Origin of the sequence: Pseudomonas sp. NPDC089918, from assembly GCF_050280605.1 — a bacterium.
Lineage (GTDB): Bacteria > Pseudomonadota > Gammaproteobacteria > Pseudomonadales > Pseudomonadaceae > Aquipseudomonas.
Genome location: NZ_JBNNVP010000009.1, coordinates 1 through 26407 on the forward strand (window position 1 = coordinate 1; position 26407 = coordinate 26407).

General features: G+C 60.1%; 14 protein-coding genes, 1 rRNA gene and 1 pseudogene. 5 read left to right on the top strand and 11 right to left on the bottom strand.

Translation table 11 applies throughout. The features are described 5' to 3' along the window. Positions 1–154 precede the first annotated feature (154 nt). Positions 155–270, top strand: a 5S ribosomal RNA gene (rrf, locus tag ACQKPC_RS08770). 65 nt (positions 271–335) lie between these two features. Here the strand turns inward: rrf and ACQKPC_RS08775 are convergent. The 4 genes from ACQKPC_RS08775 to ACQKPC_RS08790 form a co-directional block, all read right to left on the bottom strand. After that, positions 336–1532 carry a PepSY-associated TM helix domain-containing protein gene (locus tag ACQKPC_RS08775; RefSeq protein WP_427624137.1) on the bottom strand — a complete coding sequence of 399 codons (1197 nt, stop codon included), beginning with the start codon at positions 1530–1532 and terminating at the stop codon, positions 336–338. 71 nt (positions 1533–1603) lie between these two features. Next, positions 1604–4105 (bottom strand): TonB-dependent siderophore receptor, encoded by a 2502-nt coding sequence (locus tag ACQKPC_RS08780; RefSeq protein WP_427624139.1) that lies wholly within the window; start codon positions 4103–4105, stop codon positions 1604–1606. A 91-nt stretch (positions 4106–4196) separates the two neighbouring features. Beyond that, on the bottom strand, positions 4197–5210 hold the full coding sequence (locus ACQKPC_RS08785; protein ID WP_427624141.1) for a FecR domain-containing protein: 1014 nt from the start codon (positions 5208–5210) through the stop codon (positions 4197–4199). After that, on the bottom strand, positions 5210–5710 hold the full coding sequence (locus ACQKPC_RS08790) for a sigma-70 family RNA polymerase sigma factor (protein WP_427624142.1): 501 nt from the start codon (positions 5708–5710) through the stop codon (positions 5210–5212). The genes ACQKPC_RS08785 and ACQKPC_RS08790 overlap by 1 nt, the downstream gene beginning before the upstream one ends. A gap of 302 nt (positions 5711–6012) precedes the next feature. Between ACQKPC_RS08790 and ACQKPC_RS08795 the strand changes: the two genes are divergently transcribed. After that, complete coding sequence (locus tag ACQKPC_RS08795; protein ID WP_427624143.1) at positions 6013–7893, top strand: methyl-accepting chemotaxis protein; 1881 nt, start codon at positions 6013–6015, stop codon at positions 7891–7893. A gap of 155 nt (positions 7894–8048) precedes the next feature. On the opposite strand, the gene ACQKPC_RS08800 is transcribed toward ACQKPC_RS08795, so the two are convergent. The 5 genes from ACQKPC_RS08800 to ACQKPC_RS08820 form a co-directional block, all read right to left on the bottom strand. After that, on the bottom strand, positions 8049–8519 hold the full coding sequence (locus tag ACQKPC_RS08800) for an SRPBCC family protein (RefSeq protein ID WP_427624145.1): 471 nt from the start codon (positions 8517–8519) through the stop codon (positions 8049–8051). A gap of 29 nt (positions 8520–8548) precedes the next feature. Further along, entirely contained in the window at positions 8549–11980 is a 3432-nt protein-coding gene (locus ACQKPC_RS08805; RefSeq protein WP_427624147.1) for a non-ribosomal peptide synthetase, read from the bottom strand. A 10-nt stretch (positions 11981–11990) separates the two neighbouring features. After that, a complete protein-coding gene (locus ACQKPC_RS08810; protein ID WP_427624148.1) occupies positions 11991–12923 on the bottom strand; it encodes a diiron oxygenase in 933 nt (310 codons plus the stop codon). Further along, positions 12920–13696 (bottom strand): DUF3050 domain-containing protein, encoded by a 777-nt coding sequence (locus ACQKPC_RS08815; RefSeq protein WP_427624150.1) that lies wholly within the window; start codon positions 13694–13696, stop codon positions 12920–12922. The genes ACQKPC_RS08810 and ACQKPC_RS08815 overlap by 4 nt, the downstream gene beginning before the upstream one ends. Positions 13697–14389: 693 nt before the next feature. Beyond that, positions 14390–15082, bottom strand: a complete 693-nt coding sequence (locus ACQKPC_RS08820) for a GntR family transcriptional regulator (protein WP_427624151.1) — start codon at positions 15080–15082, stop codon at positions 14390–14392. 199 nt (positions 15083–15281) lie between these two features. On the opposite strand from ACQKPC_RS08820, the gene lapG reads away from it, so the two are divergent. The 3 genes from lapG to ACQKPC_RS08835 all read left to right on the top strand — a co-directional run bounded on the left by lapG (position 15282) and on the right by ACQKPC_RS08835 (position 18678). Further along, positions 15282–15974 carry a cysteine protease LapG gene (gene lapG / locus ACQKPC_RS08825; RefSeq protein ID WP_008076522.1) on the top strand — a complete coding sequence of 231 codons (693 nt, stop codon included), beginning with the start codon at positions 15282–15284 and terminating at the stop codon, positions 15972–15974. Between the two features lie 14 nt (positions 15975–15988). Further along, the gene (gene lapD / locus ACQKPC_RS08830; RefSeq protein ID WP_427624152.1) at positions 15989–17935 is read left to right on the top strand and encodes a cyclic di-GMP receptor LapD; all 1947 of its coding nucleotides are present in this window, start codon (positions 15989–15991) and stop codon (positions 17933–17935) included. Positions 17936–18405: 470 nt separating this feature from the next. Beyond that, positions 18406–18678, top strand: coding sequence for a DUF6124 family protein (locus ACQKPC_RS08835; RefSeq protein WP_427624153.1), 273 nt, complete (start codon positions 18406–18408; stop codon positions 18676–18678). A gap of 163 nt (positions 18679–18841) precedes the next feature. Here the strand turns inward: ACQKPC_RS08835 and ACQKPC_RS08840 are convergent, their stop codons facing one another. Next, a complete protein-coding gene (locus ACQKPC_RS08840) occupies positions 18842–19180 on the bottom strand; it encodes a hypothetical protein (protein WP_018930300.1) in 339 nt (112 codons plus the stop codon). A gap of 147 nt (positions 19181–19327) precedes the next feature. Continuing rightward, positions 19328–26407 (bottom strand): annotated as a pseudogene (locus ACQKPC_RS08845) (LapA family giant adhesin); the annotation flags it as partial.

The following is a 26407-nucleotide window of genomic DNA, read 5'->3' on the forward strand; positions in this document are numbered from 1 at the left end:
GATGGTAGTGTGGGGTTTCCCCATGTGAGAGTAGGTCATCGTCAAGATTAAATTCCGAAACCCCTATCTGCGTATGCAGGTAGGGGTTTTGTTTTAGTAGAAGTCACCGATTTTTCTGGCACGTTACCGCTGTAACGGGCTGGTCACAGAATTTCTTGACGACCATAGAGCATTGGAACCACCTGATCCCATCCCGAACTCAGCAGTGAAACGATGCATCGCCGATGGTAGTGTGGGGTTTCCCCATGTGAGAGTAGGTCATCGTCAAGATTGAATTCCGAAACCCCTGTCTGCTTATGCAGACAGGGGTTTTGTCTTTCTGGGCTATAGAAACCTCAATCTGGAATGGGGCATATCCTGCTCTTACGTGCCTTGCTACTTCTTCGAGCCAGCAACTTGCGCCACCAGATATAGATTCCCGTCACCGACAATACTGCAATCAAAACACCTAGCACCGCGATCATGACTTGCCCAGTGAGCCCAATGATCCGTCCTCCGTGTATCGGCAATTGCAGTCGATAAAAACGCTCTCCCAGGGTGCCTTGCCCTGCGATTTCCTGCCCCAGTAAACGCCCGTCCGTGCCATGGAAGAACAGCCAGGACTTTCCATGGGCCTCGGTATCATGTTGCCCAAACCCTGCCCCATAAAAGTTGTACTCAAAGCTGTAATACAACTCCCCGATTGCAGCGGTCAGCCCTAACTTTTGCCCTTCCTGTAACGCACGTTCATAAGCCTGTTGATAACTCAGCCGCGTAACTCCCAGCTCCTCGGCAGGCATGCGTCCGCGGGCCTCGTAAACGCTCGGCTCAATCGGCGAAAACAGTGAAACCACAGGCTTGAAGACCTGACTCGGCAGGTTCATGGCGACACTGCTGACCGCAATCGGTAGCAGCAACAACCAAAGCCACAACCCACCCGCCCGATGCAGGTCAAAATTCAGCCGGTAGGCATGCCCACCCTTGATCTTCCAGGCCGTCGACCACTTCTTCCAGAACGGTTTTCCTCGTGGAAGCGTCAGCCAAAGCGCGATGAAACAATCGACAACCCAGGCGATCGCGACCAGTCCCATTAACAACAATCCCCAGTTATTCGGCAGAACCAGGTTGTAGTGGAACTCCAGAATGAACGGAATGAAATTCTCCCGCTGAAAACAGCATTCTCCCCAGAACCGCTGCCCTTTCTGCTCGCCATTGACCGGGTCCAGATAGAACACCTGATTGGGCTCGGAAAAAGGTTTTCCGGTCGCAGGATCATTACGCGGTACCGCAGCCAGCAATGCGGTATGACCCTGTTCTGACGGGTACTCCATGTACCAGACTTGTAGCCTCGGATGCTCCGCTTGCAGCTTGTCTACCAAAGTGCCGGGCGGCAAACGCTGACCGTCGGCAGACGCTGTATAGAACCCCGGATTGAGCCATTCATCCAGCTCATGATTGAACGCCAGAATGCTGCCGGTAAGCCCCGCCATCAGCAGAAACAACGCGGTCGCCAAACCGATGTAGCGATGAAGTAAAACCAGAAATGCACGCATGGAATTTTCCTGCAGAGACGACAAAGCCAGCTCCTGGATTCAGGGGCTGGCTTTTTTTGGATAACAAGTCGTTAGAACTGGTAGCTCACGGTAGCGGCGACGTTGCGCTCTTCACCCAGGTAGCAGAAGTTCAGGCTGGCACAGGAGGCCACGTAGGACTCGTTGGTCAGGTTGTTCGCATTCAAACGTACGTCCACACCCTTCAAGCCCACCTTGCCCAGGTCATAGCCGACAGACGCATCGAACAGCGTGTAGGACGGCACCTTCAGGGTGTTTTCCGCATCGGCCCAGCTGTAGCCGACATAACGCACGCCGCCGCCCAGACGCAGGCCATCAAGCGTTGCGCTGTCGAACTTGTAGTCCGCCCACACTGAGGCCATATGACGTGGCGCCTGAGTCGGCGAGTTGCCCTTGTTTTCGATCACGTCGGTTGCAGTGCTCAACGTACTGATCATCGACTTCGAATACTCGATGTCGGTGAAGGTGTAGCTGCCGAGGACTTTCAGGTTATCGGTCAGCTGCATGTGCGCTTCCAGTTCCAGACCTTGGGAGCGGACGGCGCCTACAGCGCGATAGAAGTTTTCCTGCGGCAGTTTGGTCGCCAGGTTTTCCTGATCGATGCGGAACAGCGACGCCGTGAACAAGTTGTCGGTGCCTGGCGGCTGGTACTTCAGGCCCACTTCCCACTGGGTGCCATCGGTCGGTGCCAGAGGATTGCCGGCGCTGTCCGCGTAGGAATTCGGGTTGAACGACTCGGAGTAGCTGATATACGGCGCGATGCCGTTATCGAACAGGTACAGCGCCCCAGCCCGGCCCGTCAGCTTGGTGCGCTCGTCACTGATTTCCGTACCTACAGGGCGCCCCGCTTCAGCCAGCCGATTTTCATCGGAGGTTTCAACCCAGTCCTGACGCAGGCCCAAAGAGAAGCGCCACTTATCCATCTCGATCAAGTCTTGCAGGTAGACGCCGGTCTGTTCCAGGCGACGCAGATAACTGGTCGGGCTGTAGAAGTCGATGGCCGAATTGCCGTACACCGGATTGAACGCATCGATCGGCGCAAGACCGCCACTGGTCCAGTCGACCACCGTTTTGCGTCGCTGGTAGTCCGCGCCCATCAGCACGGTGTGTTTGGTTGCGCCGGTGAAGAAGTCGGCTTGCAGCATGTTATCGACGATAAAGGCGTGGAGCTTTTCGTCGCCGCCGGTGTAATAGCGGTTCAACTCGTTACTGGTGGGGGTAGTCCAGCCATAGGCATAAACCTGATCGATCTTCACCTTGGAGTCGAGATAACGAAAGTTCTGCCGAGCGGTGAAGACGTCGTTGAAGCGGTGCTCGAACTGATAACCAAAGGACTGTTGATCACGCTGGAAGCCATCAACGCCCGGCTCGCCTTCGAAGAAGTTGGGGGAGATCCGATTGCCGTTGCGCTGATGGATCGTGCCATCGGCCGGGACGCCGCCGTGATAGCCGCCGTCGGGATCGTGTTGCAGATAGGCTTGCAGCGTCAGCGAGGTATCTTCGGTGAAATCGATGCTCACCGTCGGCGCCAGGGCGAAGCGCTTTTCCTCATTGTGGTCGAACTGTGTGTCGGACTGATCCGCCAACCCTGTCAGGCGATAGGCGATACGCTTGTCATCATCCACCGGCCCGCTGAAGTCGAAACCCATGCCGCGCTGGCCTTGGGTGCCCATCGTGGCCTGGACCTGATGATAGGGCTCATACAACGGTTTCTTGCTGGTCAACGCCACCAGCCCGCCCGGCGAACTGCGACCGTAGAGCACTGACGACGGCCCTTTGAGAATATCGACTCGTTCGAGGAAATAGGGGTCTACCTGCATGGTGCTGTAGGTGCCGCTGTCACCCATGGATTTGAGGCCATCGAGATAGATGTTATCCACCGAGCCGTCGTTGAAACCGCGCATCGCCACGTAGTCGTAACGGTGGGTCGCGCCGTAAGGGTTGGTCAGCACGCCCGGGGTGTAGCGCATCGCCTGGGACACGGTTTGCGAGCCTTGGTCGTCCATTTGCTCGCGGGTCACCACGGACACGCTTTGCGAGGTTTCCAGCAGTGCGGTACTGGTCTTGGTGGCGATCTGGCTGTGCGTTGCGTTGTAGCCATCCATGCTGCCCAGCGCATTGCCGAGGGCGAAGCCTTTGATGTCGGTGGTGGGCAGCGCCAGGGCTTCGGTTTCAGCGACGGGCCGCAGCACATAGCTGCTGCCATCCTGACTGACGGCCACAAGCCCTGTGCCGTTGAGCAAATGACTCAACGCCTGATCCGCCGAATAGTCGCCCTGTAATCCCGGCGATTGAAGGCCCTGAGTTTGAGCCGGAGTCGTCGACAGCGTGATGCCCGCCTGACGCGCGAATTGATTGAGCACATCGCTCAAGGGGCCGGCGGCGATGTTGTAGCGGTGGCTACTGGCTTCGCTGCCCTGTGCAGCAACGCCAAGTGTCGGCAGCAGGCCGACACCCAGTGCGGTAGAGAACAGCGCCGCGCGGATGGCGTGGCGCAATACGCCTGATTCCGGGGCGAAATGGAGAGGGTTCTTACTGATGGCGCGCACAGTCATTGTAGGTTTCCGTAGGAAGTCGCTGAAGGCAGAGTTGAAGTGCTTACTGACTAAGCCGGACTTGTTCGGAAAACCCGCCAAAAAAAATAATTCAGGCCTGTCGCTCCAGCGTCACCCAATAGCGAGTGCGATAGCGCAGTTGCACCGCCAGGGTTTGCGGCAGAATGGCCAGCAGTTTGTCGGTATCTTCGAGACGGAAAACCCCGGACAGCCGCAAGTGGGCAATATCCGCCGCGCAGGTCAGATAGCCGGGACGGTAACGTCCGACTTCATTAATGAAATCCCCGAGGCGCATGTTGCGGGTGACGATCAGGCCATCCACCCAGGCGCCAGCATCCATGTCCTGCGGCGGTGCCAACTGCGCTCGACTCCGATCGATCAGATAACTCTGCCCGGCCTGCGCCTGAATCGGCAGTCCATCGTCGGCCCGTGGCGAATGGATTGCGACGACGCCGCTGGTGACGCTGAGCCGCGTGCAGTTGGCGTCCTGACGAACAATGAAGCGCGCCGCCACACTTTCGAATACACCGTGACGGCTTTGCACCCGCAATGGTCGATCAAACGAAACCCCTTCACTTGCCCCACCGCACGTCACGACGATCTCGCCGCGAGTCAGTTTGATCAGGCGCTGCTGCGCGGTGTAGTCCAGATCCACCGCGCTGGCGGTGTTGAGCTCCAGGCGCGTGCCATCCGGTAACTGGAAACCGCGTCTCTCGCCCGTGGCGGTGGCGAAGTCGGCGGTCCACTGTTGCCAGCCGATCGCATCCTTGCCCAGCCATGCCGCCGAACCCATCAATAACGCGCCCGACAGCAGCTTCAATGCCTGGCGCCGCCCGAGTCCCTGTGCGCTGTTTTCCAAAGTGTTGAAAGCGACTTGAGCGCCGGGCACCGCGCGCAGATTGCTGCTCAACTCGGCTTGCAGGGACTGCACCCGTTGCCAGGCCAGTTCGTGATCATGGTGCTCGGCCCGCCAGACGTCGCATTGCTGGCGCAGTCTGGAGTTGGCCGCGTTGTTACGCAGACGCAGCAACCAATGGATGGCTTGTTTAACCACCTGCTGATGAGGCGCGCCGCGGCGATTCAGCGCTGAGTTATCCACAGGCATCACGTTTCATACCGCAGCACGTAACAGTGATACAGCGCGTCGGCCACATAACGCTCCACCGAACGCAGGGATAATCCCATGTGTTCGGCGATCTGCTTGTGGGTAAATCCTTCGCACTGGGCCAGCAGAAATGCCTGACGCACTTTCGGCTTCAGGCCTTCAAGCATGCGGGCGATGCTTTCCAGCAATTCGAGCACCAATGCCCGTGCCTCGGCGCTCGGGGTTTCGGCCTCGGGCAAATGGGCGATGGTTTCCAGGTACGCGCGCTCGATTTCCTCACGACGCCAATGGTCGATCACCAGGCCGCGGGCAATGGTTCGTAGAAAAGCGCGGGGGGCCTTGAGCTCCAGGCGTTCGGTTCTTTGCAGCAGCCGGACGAATGTGTCCTGAGCCAGATCCGCCGCATCGGCTGCATTGCCCAATCGCGCACGTAGCCACGTGTTGAGCCACCCGTGATGGCTGCTGTAAAGCGCCTGTACTGCAAACTCAGGTGAAGACATGAACGCGACAGCCCGACGTCACAAATGATAATTAATCGCATTGTCATCAAGGGTCAGAAAATTTGCAACTGCCGTTCATGCAACCCTCACTAAACACTGCGGCGCGGATGCTCTAGCGCGCCGTTCGGCGGTTATCCGACGGGTTTCGTACAAACCCCTAAGATTTCTCCCGCTCGTGCCGACAGACTGGTGAGACATGCGTGCACCAAAGTAGAGCGGCCCAAGAATGCCGTCTGCGCTGTTACATGGAATGTTGCAACCCGGAACGCATCCCCACTTTTTTGCATAAGAAGTCCCATGAAATGAATCTCAAGTTCAGCCATAAAATTCTGCTGGCCGCTTCAGGCGTCGTGGTGTTGGCATTTGCGTTGTTCACTTTGTACAACGACTATCTGCAGCGAAACACCATCCGACAAAACCTCGAGTCTTCCGTTGAACAAGCTGGCGAGCTGACTGCCAGCAGCGTGCAGAACTGGATGAGCGGCCGGGTGCTGGTCCTGGAAAACCTCGCGCAGAACATCGCTCATCAAGGCACCAATGCCGATTTGCCGGGGCTGGTCGATCAACCTGCCCTCACCTCGAACTTCCAGTTCACCTACGTCGGGCAGGCCAATGGTGTGTTCACCCAGCGCCCTGACGCGAAGATGCCGGACGGCTACGATCCGCGTCAGCGCCCCTGGTACAAACAAGCCGTGGTCGCCGACAAGACCATGCTGACCCCGCCTTACATGGCCGCGGTCGGCGGGTTAGTGGTGACCATCGCCATGCCGGTGAAAAAGCAAGGCGAACTGCTGGGCGTCGTCGGCGGCGACTTGAGTCTGGAAACCCTGGTGAAGATCATCAACTCGGTGGACTTCGGTGGCATCGGTCACGCGTTCCTCGTCAGCGCCGACGGTCAGGTGATCGTCAGCCCGGACAAGGATCAGGTGATGAAGAACCTGAAAGACATCTATCCGGGTTCCAGTGTCCGCATCGGCAAAGGCAATCAGGAAGTAGAACTGAACAAGCAAGACCGCATCCTCTCGTTCACGCCGGTGAGTGGTTTGCCAAATGCCGAGTGGTACATCGGTCTGTCGATCGACAAGGCCAAGGCCTACGCACCACTGAGCCAGTTCCGCACCTCGGCGCTGATCGCGATGTTCATCGCCGTGACCGCCATTGCAGTGCTGCTGAGTCTGCTGATCAGCGTGCTGATGCGTCCGCTGACCACGATGGGTCGTGCGATGCAGGATATCGCTCAGGGCGAGGGCGACCTGACCCGTCGTCTGGTGGTAGAAAGCAAAGATGAGTTCGGCAAGTTGGGCGGCTCTTTCAACCAATTCGTGGAGCGGATTCACGCATCGATTTGCGAAGTGTCCTCGGCGACCCGTCAGGTTCATGACCTGTCGCAACGGGTGATGGCGTCGTCCAACGCTTCAATCGTCGGCTCCGACGAACAAAGCGCCCGCACCAACAGTGTGGCTGCGGCGATCAACCAATTGGGCGCCGCCACCCAGGAAATCGCCCGCAACGCCGCCGATGCTTCGCAACACGCCAGCGGCGCGAGCGAGCAGGCCGATGACGGTCGTCAGGTGGTGGAAAAAACTATCTTGGCCATGACCGAGCTGTCGCAGAAAATCAGCCTGTCCTGCACGCAGATCGAAACCCTGAACGCGAGCACCGACAACATCGGGCACATTCTCGATGTGATCAAAGGCATCTCCCAGCAGACCAATTTGCTGGCGCTCAACGCGGCCATCGAAGCGGCCCGCGCCGGTGAGGCCGGTCGTGGTTTTGCGGTGGTGGCGGACGAGGTGCGTAACCTTGCTCATCGCACCCAGGAATCGGCGGAAGAGATCCACAAGATGATCAGCTCGCTGCAGATCGGTTCTCGCGAAGCGGTGACCACGATGAACGCCAGTCAGGTCTCCAGCGAGCAGAGTGTCGAAGTGGCGAACCAGGCCGGCTTGCGACTGGTCAGCGTGACCCAGCGCATCGGCGAAATCGACGGCATGAACCAGTCGGTCGCCGCAGCGACCGAAGAGCAAACCGCCGTGGTGGAAACCCTCAACGTCGACGTCAACCAGATCAACCTGTTGAACCAGCAGAGCGTGGCCAACCTCAATGAAACATTGAAGGATTGCGATGCGCTGTCCCAGCAGGCCAATCGGTTGAAGCAGTTGGTTGATAGTTTCAAGATCTGATTGAGGTCAGTTCTACCGCGTTATCGTTCAATCGCGAGCAGGCTCGCTCCCACATAGAGTTTTCCGTGATCACAACATTTGTGAACGACTGAGAACCCCTGTGGGAGCGAGCCTGCTCGCGATAGCGGTGTACCAGTCACCGCTGAACTGAAGCCTTAAACAAACAGCTTCAACACATTCCCCATCGCATCATCGGCAAACCCCTGAAGGAAATCCTTGAAGCCCGACAGGGCTTGTTCACTGCCCTGAGCCGGTTCGGCGATGATGGTCCAGATTGCCCGCGACTTGTCTGCGCCGATGGATTCCACCCTCATCGCCGCCCACAAATTGCCTATGCCCAAGGTGTTGTAGATGAGTGTCCAGGTCATGTTCAGTGCATGGTCGTCCCGAGAGTTGAGCTGCTCGACCACCAGATGGTTCTCGTCCTTGAAGAATTTCTTGCGCAGTGACGACACGCCTTCGCCCGTCATCTCGATGTGCGACAGCGCCGGAATGAATCGATCGAAGCCGGCAAAGTTACCGACCACCGCCCAGACCTGTGCCGCATCGGCCGGTACATCCACCGAAGACACAACGTGGCAGCCGTGAGGATTTTTGATCAGGGTATCGGGTTGCAGAGTATTCATGGTTTTGCTCCGTGCAGGGTCAGGGTGAATCAGATGAAGTTGATTTCTTTGAGGTAGTCGCAGCCGCGCCGCAGCAGCGCCGGGGATTTTTCCGGGTAGTGCGCGCCCATCTGCCGCACGCCGGCCTGGGCGTTGTCGTGGCCGATCATCGAGATGTCACCGATGTCTTCCTCGAAGCCGTTGAGGTAGAAACCCAGCACGCCAAACAGCGCGTTTTCGCTATCGACGCGGTTCAGTTGCTGCTGCCAGTCGGCGACGCTGACCATGGCGAATTCCCGACCGGTCTCGCGAAATGGCGCCACGTAGGCGTCCCAGCTCAGGGGCTCGGGATTGTGCAGGTTGAACACGGCTTTTTCGGCCTGGTAACGGCTGGCGTGGAAGGCGATGAAACGGGCGAGGAAATCCACCGGCATCAGGTCGAAATTCAGCGCCAGTTCCGGCACCTGGCCGAGCTGGATCGAGCCCTTGAGCATCAGCATCAAGCGATTCTTGTGGGGCTGGCAGACGCCAGTGAGGCTGTTGAAACTGATGTTGCCGGGGCGATAAAGATTGACCCGCACCCCACGCTCCCGCGCCCGTTCGAGGATACGCTCGCCGACCCATTTGGACAGGTTGTAGCCATTCTTGATGTAGATCGGCGGTGTCTGCGCGGCGGGCAACTCCAGCACCCGGCCATCGTCGGAAATCGTGCTGGACGCCGAGAGCGTCGAGACGAAGTTGAAGATCTTCTTGCTGCGCCCTTCACACAGGCGCAGGCACTCGAAAATCGGCTCGACGTTATCCCGCGCCAACGACTCGTAATCGAGGACGTGATTGACGTTGGCGGCGTTGTGCACCAGCGCGCCGAAGGTGCGGTCAATGCGCGCGTAAACGTCGTCCGGCAAACCCAATTGCGGTTGGGTGATGTCGGCGGCGTAAACGCTGACCCGGCTCAGGTCCAGGTGGGTGAGACGGTTATCCCGCAGGGCCTGGGCGAAACGTTCGGCCGCGCTTTGTCCGCCGGACTCACGCACCAGGCACGCGACCTCGGTGGCGCCCCAGGCCAGCAAAGCCTCGACGATGTGTACCCCGAGAAAGCTGTTGGCGCCGGTCACCAGCACTTTATGCACATCACCGCACTGGCTGACCGGCAGCGGATCGAGGTTGAGTTCGGCTTCGGCATCGATGAAGGCCTGGGGGCTGAGTGTCGAAGCTGCGCTTTGCTCGGGGCCATCGAGCAGCTTGGCGAGGGTCAGCAACGTGGGCGCTTCGATGAAGCGATTGATCGACAGGCTGCGACCGAACACCTGGCGGATGCTCAGCAGCAGCTGCGACAGCAGAATCGAATGCCCGCCCAGGTTGAAGAAGCTTTCATCGGTGGCAATCTCCTCGACCGGCAGCTCAAGCAACTCGGACCACAGCTGGCGCAACTGCATCTGCAACGGGGTCTGCGGCTGGCGCCGCTGACTGGCGACCTGGACCTGTCCCGATGTCGCGAGCAGAGCCCGGCGATCGACCTTGCCGTTACTGGTGAAGGGCAGGCGTGGCAGTTCAATGTAGGCGCTGGGGTGCATGTAACCGGGCAGCGCGTTTTGCACATGCTCGCACAAGGCCGAAAGGGCGGTACCGGGCCGGTCCTCCCTAGGGTGAACCAGATACGCGAGGATGCGCCGCCGCTCATCGATCACCACCGCCACCTGACGAAACAGATGGCTGTCGCGCAGGCACTGCTCGATTTCCTCGGGCTCGACCCGAAAGCCTCGGATCTTCACCTGGTTATCACGACGGCCACTCAGCTCGATCCCGTCGTCGGTCCACTGGCCGATATCGCCGGTGCGATAAACCCGCAACGCCTGCCCGTTGGGCAGCGTCAGGTTTAGGTAGCGCGCCGCCGTCAGCGCTGGGTCGTTCAGATAACCCAGGCCGACACCTGGCCCGGCGATGTACAGCTCGCCGGGTGTGCCTTGAGGCACTGGTTGCAGTTGCTCATCCAGAATCAATACCCGGCCATTGGCGATGGGGATGCCGAGGTTGCGATTGCTATCGCCGATGCAAAATTGCCGCGTGGTGGCCAACACCGTGGTTTCGGTCGGGCCATAAATATTGTGGAATCGGCATTGCGGTGCGAGCTGCGCGATCACGAACGGCTCGCAGACATCGCCACCGGTAATCAAGTGCTCAAGGCCCAGCGGAGCTTGCAGCGGCATGACGCTCAGCAGCGCCGGTGGCAGGAAGGCGTGGGTCACTTGCTGCCCGCCAATCAACTCGACCAATTGCTGTGGATCGCGGCGCTGGTCGTCGCTGGGCACCACCAGTCGCGCGCCTTGGATAAAGGTCGGCAGGATATCCAGCAGCGACGCGTCGAAATTGATGGTGGAAAACTGCAACGACCGACTACTGCGCTGTAACCCGACATGGTCGGCGTACCAGGCACAGAAATGGCTGAGGTTGCGATGGCTGAGCAACACGCCTTTGGGCTGGCCGGTGGTGCCGGAGGTGTAGATCGCCACGGCCGGTTCGTCGATGTTCACCGTGCGGCGGATCAGCGAGGCCGGGAGGCCGGGCTTGGGCGAAGGCAGACGGCGAATGTCCAGCATCGGCAGCGAGACGTCGCCCAACTCGCTGGCGCCGTCGTGCAACAGCAGGTCTGCGTTGGCGTTTTCCAGAATGAAGCGCCGACGTTGTGCCGGATGCTGCGGGTCCAGCGGCAGGTACACCGCGCCGCAACCCAGCACCGCCAGAATCGCCGCGTACAGTTGCAGCGACTTGGGCAGGCACACGCCGATCACCACCGGGCGGTCGGTTACGCCGCGATGGCGCAGCATGTCCAGCATCGGTTGTTGCAAGCTCAACGCCAGGCTGCGCAAGGCCTTGTAGTGGACAAGCGAGTCCTCGATCCATAAAGCCGGCCGCGTTGCGTCAGCGAGCATGCGCTGCTCAATGCTGTGCATCACCGGCACTTGGGCGGCGGCCAGCAGCCACGGCACCGCAGGCGCATTGAGGCGGTGTTCGAAGGCCAGCATCTCCAGTGCATCTAGCCCATGCAATAGTGGGTCGGCAGCGCCGACCTCTGCCGTGGGCCAATGATCGAAACAGGCCTCATCCCGGGAAAACTGGCTGACCAGCCGTGCGCCGCTTTCGACTACTACTGCCAGTGTGCGCAGGCGCAGGGACTGGCCGTTGCCGCAGCTTTCAGGAGCGATAACCTGCCGCCATAACAGTCGCTGCGTACCGTCGCGAAAAACCACCACCGGCTGCGGCAACATCTCATCCGGCAGGGCATCAAGTGCCACGCGTACCTCCAGGCGAGAGCGGGCCTGGAGGGCGCAAGGCGCCGTCCCGTCATCGATTAACAAATCCACCGGACCGTGACTGGCCGGCGATTCAATACGCACGACACCATGGCCGTGCAGTTCAAGTTCAAGGGCCAGTTCGGCCATTGCCTGGCTGCTGCCAGACACTGCAATTTCAAGGCGTCTCATGGACGGATCCTCAGGGGGTCAGGTAGTCGGCCAGGGCGTCGCGCACGCAGGGGGAGGCGAGCATCGAACTGCTGCGAAAGAAGCGCGTGATGTTGCCCACCAGCGGATGAAATCGGTTGATGGGGTAGGCCAGCGCACTGGCGTCCTCACGCAGCGACTGGCGTACCGATTCATCGACGGACAGGTGAGCGATCAGCTCGAAATCGAACGCCCGCTGCAGATCGCTCGCCAAGTACTGGGCGATGAAACCCGGCATCAAGCGCGCTATCGCTTGGCGGTCCTCTTCGGGGGCGGTGCTCCAGTAAATCTGCACCAGCCGCGTCCAGAAACCGGCGTGACGTCCCTCATCCATAAGGTGGTCGGCCATCAAACCCTTGATCGAAGCCTTGACCGAATCGTCCCGGGCGAAGGCCGCCACTTCATTGGTCACGGTGTTTTCGGCAATGGCGATGCAGATCAGCTCTACGGCGCTGAGCAGGTGCTTCGGTGCCTGGGCCAGCGTCGCCGGTATCGCGCGGCTGAGTTCGATCTGCATGGGCAACGGGATCGGTGCGATGCCGGTCATGTCGATGGTCTGCTGCATGAAGTCCATCGCCACCAGTGCGTGGTAATCCTCGTCTACCACGACCGTCATCGCGTCGTAGCGGCAGGCGAACGGGAACTCAATGCCGAAGTTGTTCTTGGCGATGCGGCGGGCGGTGTTGTCCACCAGCTCGGTCTCGAAAATCACCACGTCGTTGATGAACTTGTAGAGGCTCTGCACCAGCACAAAGTCGCGCAGCTGCGGGCAGTGGCTGAGAAAGGTCTGGCTGTGGACCAGGGGTTGGCGGCTCATGGGGAAGATCAGTTTGTCGTCGTCTTCGAGCCGGCGCCGTGGCCTGGTGCGGATCGTGGCGCGGCTTTCCCAGGCGTCAGCGAAGGATTGGTAGTGGACGGCGTTCATGGCGTCACCTGCGCAACCGGTTGGGCCATGCTCTGGCGCAGGCCGTCCCACAGGGCGGCGCGGCTTTGGACGGCGGCGAGCGCGGCGGCCAGAACTTCGGTTTCGCGCTGCGGGTCGCCATCGATCAGCCGTGCCAGCAGTTTTTCCGCCGCCGGGCCGTGGTCTTCGGAATCGACTTCGATGTGCCGTTGCAGGTAATAACGAAACGTCGGGGCTTGATCCAGGCCAATGCCCCAAGCATCCAGCATGCGCTGGAACATTTGCGGAATGACGCTCTCGCGACCATGCACAAACGCGGCAGCCACGCTGTGCGCCGGGGCGTGCAGGGCGGTGTGCAGGGTCTGGCGGACGAACTCTGCCGCCGCCGGTTCGACCTCGACACTGTCCAGCGCGGTCTGGGGGCTTACGCCTTCCTGCTGCAGCGTAATGAATCGCTCAATGGCCCGGGTGTCCGCGCCGACTTCACGCATGGCGTCCAGATACAATTCGAAGTGACTGCAAAACCCTGCCCCGGGGCGGTCATCCGACTCCTCGCCCAGCACGATTTCGTTGATCAGGCGTGCAGCTTGCGGGTCCGCCGGCGGCAGCCAGGGCAGATGGACGCAAGTGAGTTCACGTTGCAGCCGTTTGGTCAGCGACATGAAGTCCCACACGGCGAAAACATGGCTTTCCATAAAACGGCGCAATAAGTTAATTGATGTTATTTCGGAAAAAACCGGGTGTTGGCCAAGTTCGCGTTTTTTCAGAAAAAGTTGTTCGCTGGTCGGTTGCATTGGAACGTCCTCATCAATGATGTTCTCGGCAAGGAATCCCGCTCTTTTATAAAGATGAGCGGGTGCCTGAACCGAAGTCCATGTAATACATAAGTTACTTAAGTGTTCGCTTTGAATGCGTTGTGTCGCTCTGTAAGCCTTGCTCTTTAAGCCTTTTAATAAATCAGAAACGGTCGATAACGGTTCGACTAAGAAAAAACTAATACACGAAACAAGTAGGCGGCAAGCATTTTTTTATTTTTTTAAAGTTGAGTGTTTATTGGGCGCGAGGAAGTTTATTAAAACTTCTAATGTAAGTTTTATTTGGACGAAGAGGCCCCTTCCGATGGTATTCATCAGAATTTAATAGTTTGAGTGAATGCCTCACTCGGGGCGCTTCAGGGAGCAGGGAATCAAGAAGTTTATGTTTTATGGGAGGGACGTCGGTCGGACCTCCGATCATCCCGCCTGTTGGGCGACGCTCCTTGCGTAATGGCTTCGATTCGCCTGGTTTACAGTCAGGCGCTGACTTCTTTTGGTCTGTTTGAATCGACAAATGCAAGAGTGAGCCTAAATCAATGGCAGTGCCATTGAACTGATGGCGGCGAGAGAGGCGGCCACGGCCGAACGCCGCGCCAGGCAGGTGCGAATAGGAAGGGGAAGGAGGAACGATAGGTAAGAAAGTGATACGCCGGCCAGGTTGCCGGCGAGCGATTAACGTTTTAGCTGTTGATCCAGATACCGCCGCATGGTGGCGGAGGCTTTTTCCAGGTGCTGCTCCAGCAAGGCAACCGCTTTATCGATGTCTTTGGCCCTCGCGGCCTCGAGCAGTGCGCGGTGGTCGTCTTGGGTGAGTTTACCCAGCCCCATGGACGACAGATGAAAGCGCAGGAAGCGCTCTTCTTCATTGAGCTCTCGTTCGATCAGGCCCAAAAGCTTGCGGTTAGGTGCCTTGTGGTAAAGCGACATGTGAAACAGCCGATTGAGCTTGCCGATCTCGGCGTAATCGGTTTGCGCTTCCAGTTGCTCGATATATTGGGCCGCCCGCGCCAGGTCGCTGTCATCAAGCAGCGGAATGGACAGGCGCAAAGCGAATGACTCCAGCACCGAGCGCAAGGCGTAGGTCTCGACCGCATCGTTGTCGATCAGCGGGGCCACCACGGCGCCTTTGTGCGGGACCACATTAAGCAGTGATTGCGCTTCCAACTGGCGCAATGCCTCGCGCACCGGCATGCGGCTTACGCCGAACAGGTCCGCCAGTTCCTGCTGGCGCAGGGCGGTACTGCGCGGCAGGCGTCCGTCCAGGATGGCCGCGCGCAGGGTTTCTTCGATCACCGAGCGTGCCAGATGAGCGGGAATCGGCCCGTTGACCTTGATACTGCTGAGAGGGCTAGGCTTCTGTGTCACAACAAACGCACCCTGATTGGCTGATAAATTCTGGATCCAAATGGACCCTAGTGACTGGCTGACAGGTTGTCAAACGGGCAAAAGATCGCATTACCTTAAAGTCTAGCGTGCCGACGGTGATCTCACCGTGCCATTGTCTTTTACCGGGCTAACCTGCACCATCAACCGACTTCCACCTGCCTACCCTGGATGCCTCGCATTGGCGGTACGTTTCGCGATCCCTCGGACTTTGCGCTGGCTAGGCTGCGCACTGCTGCTGGCCGGCGCCATGCTGGGCGGGCTGCATGCCGATTGGGATTTTTCGCTGATCAGCCGTCGCGCGCAGGCGTTGTACGGGCCTTTGGGTGAAGGGCAGCAGCGCATCGATGCCTGGCAGCAGTTGCTGGCCACGCAGAAGCAGATTGGCGAGCTGGAACAGCTCAACGTGGTCAACCGGTTCTTCAACAAGCAGATGCGCTACGAAGAAGACATCGACCTGTGGCACGAGGTCGATTATTGGGAAACGCCGATCGAAGGCTTATGGAAAGGCGCCGGCGACTGCGAAGACTACGCCATCGCCAAGTATTTCAGCCTGCGCCATCTCGGTGTCTCCAGTGACAAGCTGCGCATCACCTACGTCAAGGCTTTGCGCCTGAACCGCGCGCACATGGTCCTGACCTACTATTCGAGCCCCGAGGCCATGCCGTTGGTGCTCGACAGCCTGATCGACGCGATCAAGCCTGCCAGCCAGCGAACCGATTTGCTGCCGGTCTACTCTTTCAATGCCGAAGGGTTGTGGTTGCCGGGTGCCAAAGGCAACAAAAAGGTCGGAGACACCAAACGCCTGTCCCGCTGGCAGGATGTGTTGAAGAAAATGCAGGCCGAAGGTTTTCCGGTCGAGACGACTAACTAGGAGCACGCGCTCAGATGTCTTTGTTCAAACAGCTGTTGATCGCTATCTGTCTGTTCCTGGTGGTCGCCTTCACCGGCAGCTTCATGGTCAGTCTGGAAAGCTCGCGTACCCAGTACGTCAACCAGTTGCGCTCCCATGCCCAGGATGCCGCGACAGCATTGGCGCTGTCCCTGACGCCGAACATCGATGACCCGGCGATGGTCGAGCTGCTGGTCAGTTCGATCTTCGACAGCGGTTATTACGCGAGCATCCGTGTGGTCGATCTGGCCAACGACAAGACAATTGTCGAGCGCAGCGGCATCCCGGCGGTCACCAGCGTGCCGGACTGGTTCGTCAGGCTGATCGGCCTGGAACCGGCCGGTGGCGACGCGCTTGTCAGCCGTGGCTGGGAGCAGGCCGCGCGGGTCGAGGTGGTCAGCCATCCGATGTTCGCGTTGGCCAAGTTGTGGCAGAGCGCGTTGGGCAGCCTCGGCTGGTTGCTGATCTGCGGCGCGGTGAGTGCGGTGCTGGGCGCGCTGTTGCTGCGCCGGCAACTGAAGCCGCTGGATTACATGGTCAAGCAATCCCACGCCATTGCTCGCCGCGAATTCCTCAGCCTGCCGGAACTGCCGCGCACCCCGGAACTGCGGCGGGTGGTGCAGGCCATGAACCAGATGGTCGAGAAGCTCAAGGCGCTGTTCCAGGAACAGGCTGAACGCAGTGAAAAACTGCGGGCCGAGTCCTATCAGGACAACCTGACCGGCCTGGCCAACCGGCGCTATTTCGAAATGCAATTGAACGCGCGAGTAAGCAATGCCGAGCAGGCCAGTTCCGGCTATTTGCTGCTGCTGCGGGTCAAGGACCTGGCTGGTTTGAACCAGCGGCTGGGTGGTCAGCGCACCGATGAGTTGTTGAAAGCGGTGGGCGAGCAGTTGTCCCGGGAGTGCGCCAAGTACCCGGAAACCCAGAACCTCGTCACGCGCATTCGTGGCGGTGAATTCGCCGTGCTGGCGCCGGGGCTGGTGCGCGAAGAAGCGCTGCAACTGGCGAGTAACCTCGACAGCGCCTTGGCGAGCCTGCATGCGACGGGTGCCACGGACGTGGCGTCGGTGGCCTCGATCGGGCTGGCGCCGTTTGCCCATGGCGACTCGCCGCAAGCAGTGATCGGGTTGGCGGATCAGGCGTTGGCCCAGGCGGAAAGTCAGGGCGAACCAAGCTGGGCGTGCCTCGATCACAGTGCATCGGCCCGGGTTGGCGATGACCACCATGCCTGGCACACCTTGCTGGATCAGGCGTTGGATCAGCAGCGTTTCGAGCTGTACTTCCAGCCGGTGGTGGCCAGCCACGACACGCAAGTGGTGCTGCATTACAAAGTGCTATCGCGCCTGCTCGATGAGCAGGACCAGACCATTCCCGCCGGGCGTTTCCTGCCGTGGCTCGAGCGTTTCGGCTGGACTGCGCGTCTGGACCGTTTGATGCTGGAGCTGGTGCTTGAGCAGATGGCCGAGCATGAAGAGTCGCTGGCACTGAACCTGTCTTCGGCAACGCTGGCGGATCCGCAGGCGCTGAACAAAGTGTTCGAGATTCTGCGTCAGCATTCGAATCTCGGGGAACGACTGACCCTGGAAATCGGCGAAGAGCAATTGCCTGAACAAGCGGTGCTGGAACAGCTGACGCGGCGTTTGCGCGAACTTGGGTTCTCGCTGAGTCTGCAACGATTTGGTGGGCGCTTCAGCATGATCGGCAACCTGGCGCGGCTGGGGTTGGCGTATCTGAAGATCGACGGCAGTTACATCCGGGCGATTGATCAGGAGAGCGACAAGCGTCTGTTCATCGAGGCGATTCAGCGGGCGGCGCATAGCATTGATTTGCCGCTGATTGCCGAGCGGGTCGAGACCGAAGGGGAGTTGGCGGTGATTCGTGAGATGGGGTTGTATGGGGTTCAGGGGCAGTTGTTTGGTGAGCCTAAGCCTTGGCAGTAGCCCACTGATCGTTCCCACGCTCTGCGTGGGAATGAAGCCTGTGACGCTCCGCGTCACAACGGTGTCAGGCGCAACGTCGGCGGTGGGGCTGGAACGCGGAGCGTCCCTTGAGGCATTCCCACGCAGAGCGTGGGAACGATTACCGCTAGCAAAGTCCTAGGAGATTTCCTTCAAGTTGTAGCGGTTTTGGTGAACTTGTTTTGGCCAAAACTCAGGGCTAGTCTGGCTTTGTCACTGAATAATCGGTGACACGGACGTGCAAGTCCGACCAAACTGTTTAGGTAGCGTGCTGCCATTCCTCTCAATGAGCATTTCGATGTTCACTGCTTTATGGCGGCTGCGCGCAGGAGATCCTCGGATCTGCTGGGTGTCCTAAACAGTCCCGGTCTTGCACACCTGCGCACGGCCGCCACCCTATTCGCGTGCAAGCGAACGGTGACGGCTCCAACTTACTGTTTAGGGTATTTCTTATGTTCAAAGTAACTCCAAATCCGCCTGAGCCCCGCAAAGGCCGCCTCTTCACCGTCTCCCCCGACATCGACACCGAAGCCCTTCTGGCCAACGCCTCCGAAGACTTGCTGTCCATCAGCGCCATCGCCGCTGACCTGGCGGACGATGTGGAAGGCTCACGGCGTTCAGTCGCCCTGGCGCTCAGCCGTTTGGCCGATGGCGTGCAGTTATTGGTGGAACGGGCGCTGGATCACCTTGAATCGCCGCAGCTGCAGGCTCGGGCCGAGGTTTAGCGTGAGGTAGCACAGATGATCGTTCCCACGCTCTGCGTGGGAATGCAGCCCGTGACGCTCCGCGTCACAATGGTGCCAGGCGCAACGTCGGCGGTGGGGCTGGAACGCGGAGCGTCCCTTGAGGCATTCCCACGCAGAGCGTGGGAACGATCGGCGTCGGGCGTTAGATCAACCCCGTCTCATCATCATCGATCAATTGGCTCAACCCGCCCAACGCTTCACGGGCCTGGGTCCGGTCCATCAGCTTGGCCTGCGCGGCCGGCGGCAGGTCGGTAACGCGGATCACGCCTTTTTGGGTCAGCACCTGAATCAAGTCGTCGAGTACCCGGATCATTTCCAGGTCGCTCTGCTTGAGCTGCTTGAGGCTGGTCTCAACCACTTCGTGGGCAAACCAGGCCTGGATTTCATGGTGGTCGGCCGGCAGCGTTTCCGTGGCCTCGGCGTAGGCCGTGGCTTCCACGCGCACTAACTGACCTTGCGCATCGCGTTGCACGTAAAACATTGAGCATCCCTCGGAAATGGACCAGCGTCATGCTGTCAGCAGCATAGGCCAACGCAGGCGAGTATGCGGTGCGACGACGAAATCGTCACCCGTGAGGTGGGCGCAAACGTGACGGCCGCCCGGTTTGGGCGGCCGTCAGCCTGCTGATCAGCTGTTGTTGTGATCGACCTTGATGGTCGGGTCACTGCCGGCGATCAACGAGTTGATGCTGGCGCTGGACCAATTGTTGCCTTCCAGTTTGATCGTCACGTCCGGGGCGGCCGCTGCGGCATCGGCGCCGTTGAACTTGCCGCCAGAACTGACTTGCAGGGACGACACACCATCCACCGTGGTGATCTTCAAGAAGTTATCAATGGTGCTGCCGGTTTCGCCCTGCAACAGATCACGCAGGTCGATGCGGTCGCCTTCGCTGGCCTTGAAGTCCTTGATCACGTCGCTGCCGGTATCGCCAGCCTTCCAGATGAAGGTGTCGGCACCCGAACCGCCAATCAGGATGTCGTTGCCTTGACCACCGATCAACGAGTCATTGCCGCTGCCACCCAGCAGAATGTCATTGCCCTTGCCGCCGTCGAGGAGGTCGTTGCCACCCTGGCCGAAGAGAATGTCGTTGCCCGCGCCACCCAGCAGCGTGTCGTTACCGTCGTGGGCGCCAGACACGTCGAACGCGGTGTAGTGCTCGGTAATGTACTGGTGCACGTTGCTGGTGGTGACTTTGCTGGCGTCGACGCCGGTCTGCTGGGCCACGAACGCCTGCATGGCCTGATAACCCTCACCGGCAACGCCGTTGAAGCTCACCAGATCGCCGAACAGCAGGTCGTTGCCGTCGCCGCCGCTGACCGTGTCGGCACCCGGCATCGTCGCTTCGGTATGGCCGATGATCGAGTTGGCCAGGTCTTTCGGGTCGATGTTGGTTTGTGGCGTTTGATCCGAATCGTACGGCTTGAGGTCGCCGAGGGTGACGTCTGTGTTCAGGCCGATCGCTTCCACCGTCGACACGTTGCTCAGCAATGTGAAGCCGCTGGAGGAGTTGTCGATGGCGGTGGAATCGGTGCTGTAGCCGGTGCCATCGCGATAGGACAGTTCGTACGTGCCGTTACCCTCGGCATGGAGGGTGCCCAGTTCAGAACTGTGCCAGTTGCCCTTTTTATTCTGAGTCAGCAGCGTGACGTTGCCGGCGCTGTCGATGGTCAGGTAGTGAGTGCTGTCCAGATCAACGGAATAAGTCTGCCCCAACTTGTAATTGGAGGTGGTGATGACGTCATCGAGCCTCACATTGCCGAACAAGGTCGGGTTGGTTTGCTCGCCACCCTGGTAGTAGGTCGGCTTGCCGTCGGTGATGAAGTACGTGAGGTTCTTCGCTCCGGTGTTGGCCATCGCATCGGCACTCTGGAACCAGTTGGCCGTGGTTTTGAACACGTCCTCGTAGTTGGTGCCGCCGCCGGACGACATCGAGTCCAGCACGGATTTGAGCAAGGTCAGGGCATTCGGGTCGTTCAGGTTCACCGACACCGACTTGTTGACCTGGTTATCGAAGTCCGCCAGGAAGATGTTCACCGTCCCGGAGTTGCCGCCCATGCTTTGCTTGAGGGTGTTGAACACCGCGGTCAGCGAATCCTTGGCGGCGCTGATCGAAGAAGGGCTCATGCTACCCGAGCTGTCGACCATGAAGGCGATGTTGTAGTTGGTGCCCGGCACCACGGTCAGCCCGCCGATATCGGCGACCATGATGTCGTTGCCGTCGGTGCCGGTGATGGTGTCGTCGGCCGCTGTGGCGGTGGTGGCGTTGTAAACCGCCGGGTACACCGTGACCGGGATCTGCGCGGTACTCGGTGCCGAACCGCCATGGGCTTCGGTGGATGTCGATGTCACGGTCAGGGTGAACTGGCCGTTGTAGTACGGCGGCGGGGTGACGGTCAGCGTGCCGAGGTTCCAGCCGGTGACGTTGGCTTCACCGTTGGTGGTGGTGAAGGTGTGGCCCGCGCCATCGCTGAGCACCGAGCCCTCCGGTATGCCGCTGATCTTCACGCTCAGGCTTTCAGAGCCGTCGGTGTCGGTAAGCGCCGTTTTGATCGCGGACAGGTGAACGCTGGTGCCTTCGGCGCCTTCGTTGAGTTTGTAGCCGTCGTAGTAGCCTTCGCCATTGGTGCCGTGCAGGTCGGACACTGTCACGCCAGAAGCGGCCAGATCCGCCACGCCGGTGTACAGCGGCACGCCGGCACTGCTCAGGTCGACCGCCGCACCGCCATTGACCGACAGGTTGACGTCATAGCTGCCCGGGCCGCTCTGGTTGTGGTGGTAGATGTCCAGGGTGTAATAACCGCTGGTGGTCGGGATGAACGAACCGTTCAGGTTACCGCCCGCGCCCCAAGTGATTGCGGCCACGTTTTTACCGCCGATGGTCACCAACAGGCTGTCGTCACCGGTACCGCTGAAGGTGTACGTCTTGCCGGCTTCGAGGTAAATCAGGCCCGACGTTTTCGACGCCGTGCCGGCCGTGACACCACCATTGGACTGCACGTTGGTCACGGTGCTGCTGGAGTTCGGTGTGCCCGCGCCGTCGATGACCGATTTCAGCGTGCCGGAAGACGCGCCGCTGCCATCGGTGCCAAGGCCCGGCAGACCGGTCCAGACTTCCCTGATCAGCCCGGTGGACTTGACGCTGTTGTCCGCGACGCTCAGGGACGGCGCGTCGGCAACCGGCGTGATGTCGATTTTCACCGTGCCGGTGTTGCCCAGCAGTTGACCGTCGGTTGGCTGGAACTTGATCTGTGCGTAGTCCGCCTGTTTGTTGCCCACGCCGCTGCCGCCGTAGCCATCGACGCCCGATTCGTTGGCATCTGGCGTGAAGCGCAACTTGCCGGCGTCGATGTCGGCCTTGCTGAAGGTCTGGTTGGTCGCCACGTCTTTCCAGGTCGCACCGTCCAGGTACTGCAACTTGCCGTCGCCCGGCAGTTGAGTGATTTTCACCCCCAGGTTGGCGGTTGCGCTGTCGACATCGCTGACGCCGAAGGTCGACCAGCCGAGAATCAGCGGGGTGTCTTCGGTGCCGGTGACGTTAACCGGTGCGGCGGTCGGCGCGTCGTTCACGGCCACCACGTTGACGGTGGTGGTCGCGGTGTTGGAGTAGTTGCTGCCATCGGTCACCGTCACGGTGATGATCCGTGGCACGGTGCTCGGATCTTCACTGCTGTTGGTGAAGCTGATGTTTTTGATCTGCTGCATGTAGTCGGCCAGCGTCGCGTTACCCGACAGAGTCAGGGTGACGGTGCCGTCCTGGCTGTTAGCGTTGATGCTGATGCCATTGACGCTGTTGCCCAGGTTCAGCGCATCGCCCGGCTGACGGTTGGTCAGCACGATGGTCGCGCCGGTCAGCATCGTGCTGTCCGGGTCGGTGATGCTCAGGTCGGTGTCGCCGATCGAGACGCCCTGGCCGGCGGTGCCTTCGGTGAAGGTCACGTTGTAGTTGGCCCCGGTGGCGCCGCTGGAGTTATTGGCATCCAGGTCGAGGACCGGCGCGGCATCGTTGTCGATGATCGAAGTGCTGACACTGCCGTTGGTGGTGCTGACCGCGAGATTTTCGAAGTTGCCCCCGGTGGCCGAGTCGATCTTGACCACGAAGTTCTCGGTGCCTTCGGTGAGCTTGTCGTCCAGCGTCGCGACGTTGAAGCTCGCGCTGCTGGCGCCCGCCGGGATTTTCACGGTGTACACGCCGGTGAAGTCCGAACCGTCGGCGGCAGTACCGCTGTAGACGATTTTCAGGGTTACTTCGGTCTGCGCCGGGTGAGTCAGGCTGACGGTGTAGCTGGCGGTCTGGCCTTCGGTGACCGAGGTGCTGCCGCTGATGCTGACTTCGGTTTTGTCGATCGTGTCGGTGACAGTCGTGACCGCAGCAGTATTGCTGGTGACCAGGTTTTCGAAGTTGCCGCCGGTGGCGCCAGTGATGGTTGCTTCGACGGTGCCGGCGTCTTTGTAGACGTCGTCCTTCGGCGCATCGACAGTCACGGTGCCAGTGGTTTTGCCGGCGTCGATGGTGATCACGGCGCCATTGCTCAGGGTCACGGTGACCGGTGTGCTGGCGGCGTTGGTCAGGGTCGCGGTGTAGGTGATCTGGCCGCCTTCATCCACAGCGCCAGTGGCAGTCAGCGACAGGTTGGTGGTGTCCTGGGTGTCAGTCACCGAGGTGTCCGCCGATTTGCCGTCGACTTCCAGTTTCTCGTAGTTGCCGCCTTTGGCATCGTCGATCTTCACGCTCAGCGAACCACCACCAGTCAGGGCATCGTTTGGCGCGGTGAAATTCACGCTGGCGCTGCTCGAGCCGATCGGGATGGTGATGGTCTGGCCGTTGGACAGGGTCACAACGACCGGCGAACCGGTGACTGGTGCGCTGACGGACGCGGTGTAAACCACGGTACCGCCTTCAGCCACAGCGCTGGTCGCAGTGAGGTTCACCGTCGAAGTATCGATGGTGTCAGTCACGTCAGTGACCGCAGCCGCCGGATTGGTCGCCAGGTTTTCAAAGTTGCCGCCTGCGGCGTCCTTGATCGTGACTTCAACCTGGCCGGCATCTTTGTAGACGTCGTCTTTTGGCGCATCAACGGTCACGGAACCGGTGGTCGCACCGGCGGCGATGGTGATGATCGCGCCGTTGCTCAGGGTGACGGTCACTGGCGTGCCGGGGGCGTTGGTCAAGGTGGCGGTGTAAACGATGGAGCCGCCTTCAGCGACCGAATCCGTAGCGCTGAGGCTGAGGGTCGTGGTTTCCGGAGTATCGGTCACCGAGGTGTCCGCCGACTTGCCGTCGACTTCCAGTTTCTCGTAGTTGCCGCCCTTGGCATCGTCGATCTTGACGCTTAGCGAACCGCCACCGGCCAACGCATCGTTCGGCGCGGTGAAGTTGACGCTGGCGCTGCTCGAGCCGACCGGGATGGTGATGGTCTGGCCGTTGGACAGGGTGACAACCACCGGCGAGCCGGTAACTGGAGCAGACACCGAAGCGGTGTAAACCACGGTCTCGCCTTCAGCGACGCTCGAAGTGGCAGTCAGCGAAACGGTGCTGGTATCTATGGTGTCATTGACGGTGGTTACCGCCGGTGTATCGCTGGCCACCAGGTTCTCGAAATTGCCGCCGGTCGCACCTTTGATCGTCGCTTCGACGGTACCGGCGTCTTTGTAGACATCGTCTTTCGGCGCATCGACAGTCACGGAGCCGGTGGTTTTGCCCGCTTCGATAGTGATCACGGCGCCGTTCGACAGCGTCACGGTCACTGGTGTGCCGGCCGCATTGGTCAGGGTTGCCGTGTAGGTGATCTGGCCGCCTTCATCCACGGCACCGGTCGCAGTCAGCGACAGGTTGGTGGTGTCAGCGGTGTCGGTAACCGAGGTGTCGGCTGATTTGCCGTCGACTTCCAGCTTCTCGTAGTTGCCGCCTTTGGCATCGTCGATCTTGACGCTTAGGGAGGTGCCACCGGCCAACGTATCGTTCGGCGCAGTGAAGTTGACGCTGGCGCTGCTCGAGCCAACCGGAATGGTGATGGTCTGGCCGTTGGACAGGGTGACAACCACCGGCGAACCGGTGACCGGTGCGCTGACGGACGCGGTGTAAACCACGGTGCCGCCTTCGGCGACGGTAGACGTCGCGGTCAGGTTCACGGTTGAGGTGTCGAGGGTATCGGTCACATCGGTAACCGCAGCCGCCGGGTTGGTCACCAGGTTCTCAAAATTGCCGCCTGCGGCATCCTTGATGGTGACTTCGACCTGGCCGGCGTCTTTGTAGACGTCGTCCTTCGGCGCATCGACGGTCACGCTGCCGGTGGTTGCGCCAGCGGCGATGGTGATCACTGCACCGTTCGACAGGGTCACGGTGACCGGCGTGCCGGCCGCATTGGTCAGGGTCGCGGTGTAAACGATCGAGCCGCCTTCAGCCACCGAGTCAGTGGCGGTCAGCGACAGGTTGGTGGTGTCCGGGGTATCAGTCACCGATGTATCCGCCGACTTACCGTCGACTTCCAGTTTCTCGTAGTTACCGCCTTTGGCATCGTCGATCTTGACGCTCAGCGAGTTGCCACCAGCCAGGGCATCGTTTGGTGCGGTGAAGTTCACGCTGGCGCTGCTCGACCCGACCGGAATGGTGATGGTTTGGCCGTTGGACAGGGTGACAACGACCGGCGAACCGGTGACCGGTGCGCTGACGGACGCGGTGTAAACCACGGTGCCGCCTTCGGCGACGGTAGACGTCGCGGTCAGGTTGACCGTCGAAGTGTCGATGGTATCGGTGACGTCGGTAACCGCAGCCGCCGAGTTGGTCACCAGGTTCTCAAAATTGCCTCCTGCGGCATCCTTGATCGTCACTTCGATTTGGCCGGCGTCCTTGTAGACGTCGTCCTTAGGCGCATCGACGGTTACAGAACCGGTGGTGGCACCGGCGGCGATGGTGATGACCGCACCGTTGCTCAACGTGATGGTGACCGGAGTCCCGGCGGCGTTGGTCAGGGTCGCGGTGTAAACGATGGAACCGCCTTCAGCGACCGAGTCGGTTGCGCTCAAACTGAGGGTGGTGGTGTCCGCAGTATCGGTAACCGAGGTGTCCGCCGACTTGCCGTCGACTTCCAGCTTTTCGTAGTTGCCGCCCTTGGCATCGTCGATCTTGACGCTCAGCGAGTTGCCACCAGCCAGGGCATCGTTTGGCGCAACGAAGTTGACAGAACCGCTGCTCGAGCCAACCGGGATGGTGATGATCTGACCGTTGGACAGGGTGACAACCACCGGCGAGCCGGTGACTGGCGAAGTCACGGACGCGGTGTAAACCACGGTCCCGCCTTCAGTGATACTCGAAGTGGCAGTCAGCGAAACGGTGCTGGCATCGATGGTGTCATTGACGGTGGTCACCGCCGGGGTGTCGCTAGCCACCAGGTTCTCGAAGTTGCCGCCGGTCGCGCCTTTGATCGTCGCTTCGACGGTACCGGCGTCTTTGTAGACATCGTCCTTCGGTGCATCGACAGTCACGGAGCCGGTGGTTTTGCCCGCTTCGATAGTGATCACGGCGCCGTTCGACAGGGTCACGGTGACTGGTGTGCCGGCGGCATTGGTCAGGGTTGCCGTGTAGGTGATCTGGCCGCCTTCATCCACGGCACCGGTCGCAGTCAGCGACAGGTTGGTGGTGTCAGCAGTGTCGGTAACCGAGGTGTCGGCTGATTTGCCGTCGACGTCCAGTTTCTCGTAATTACCACC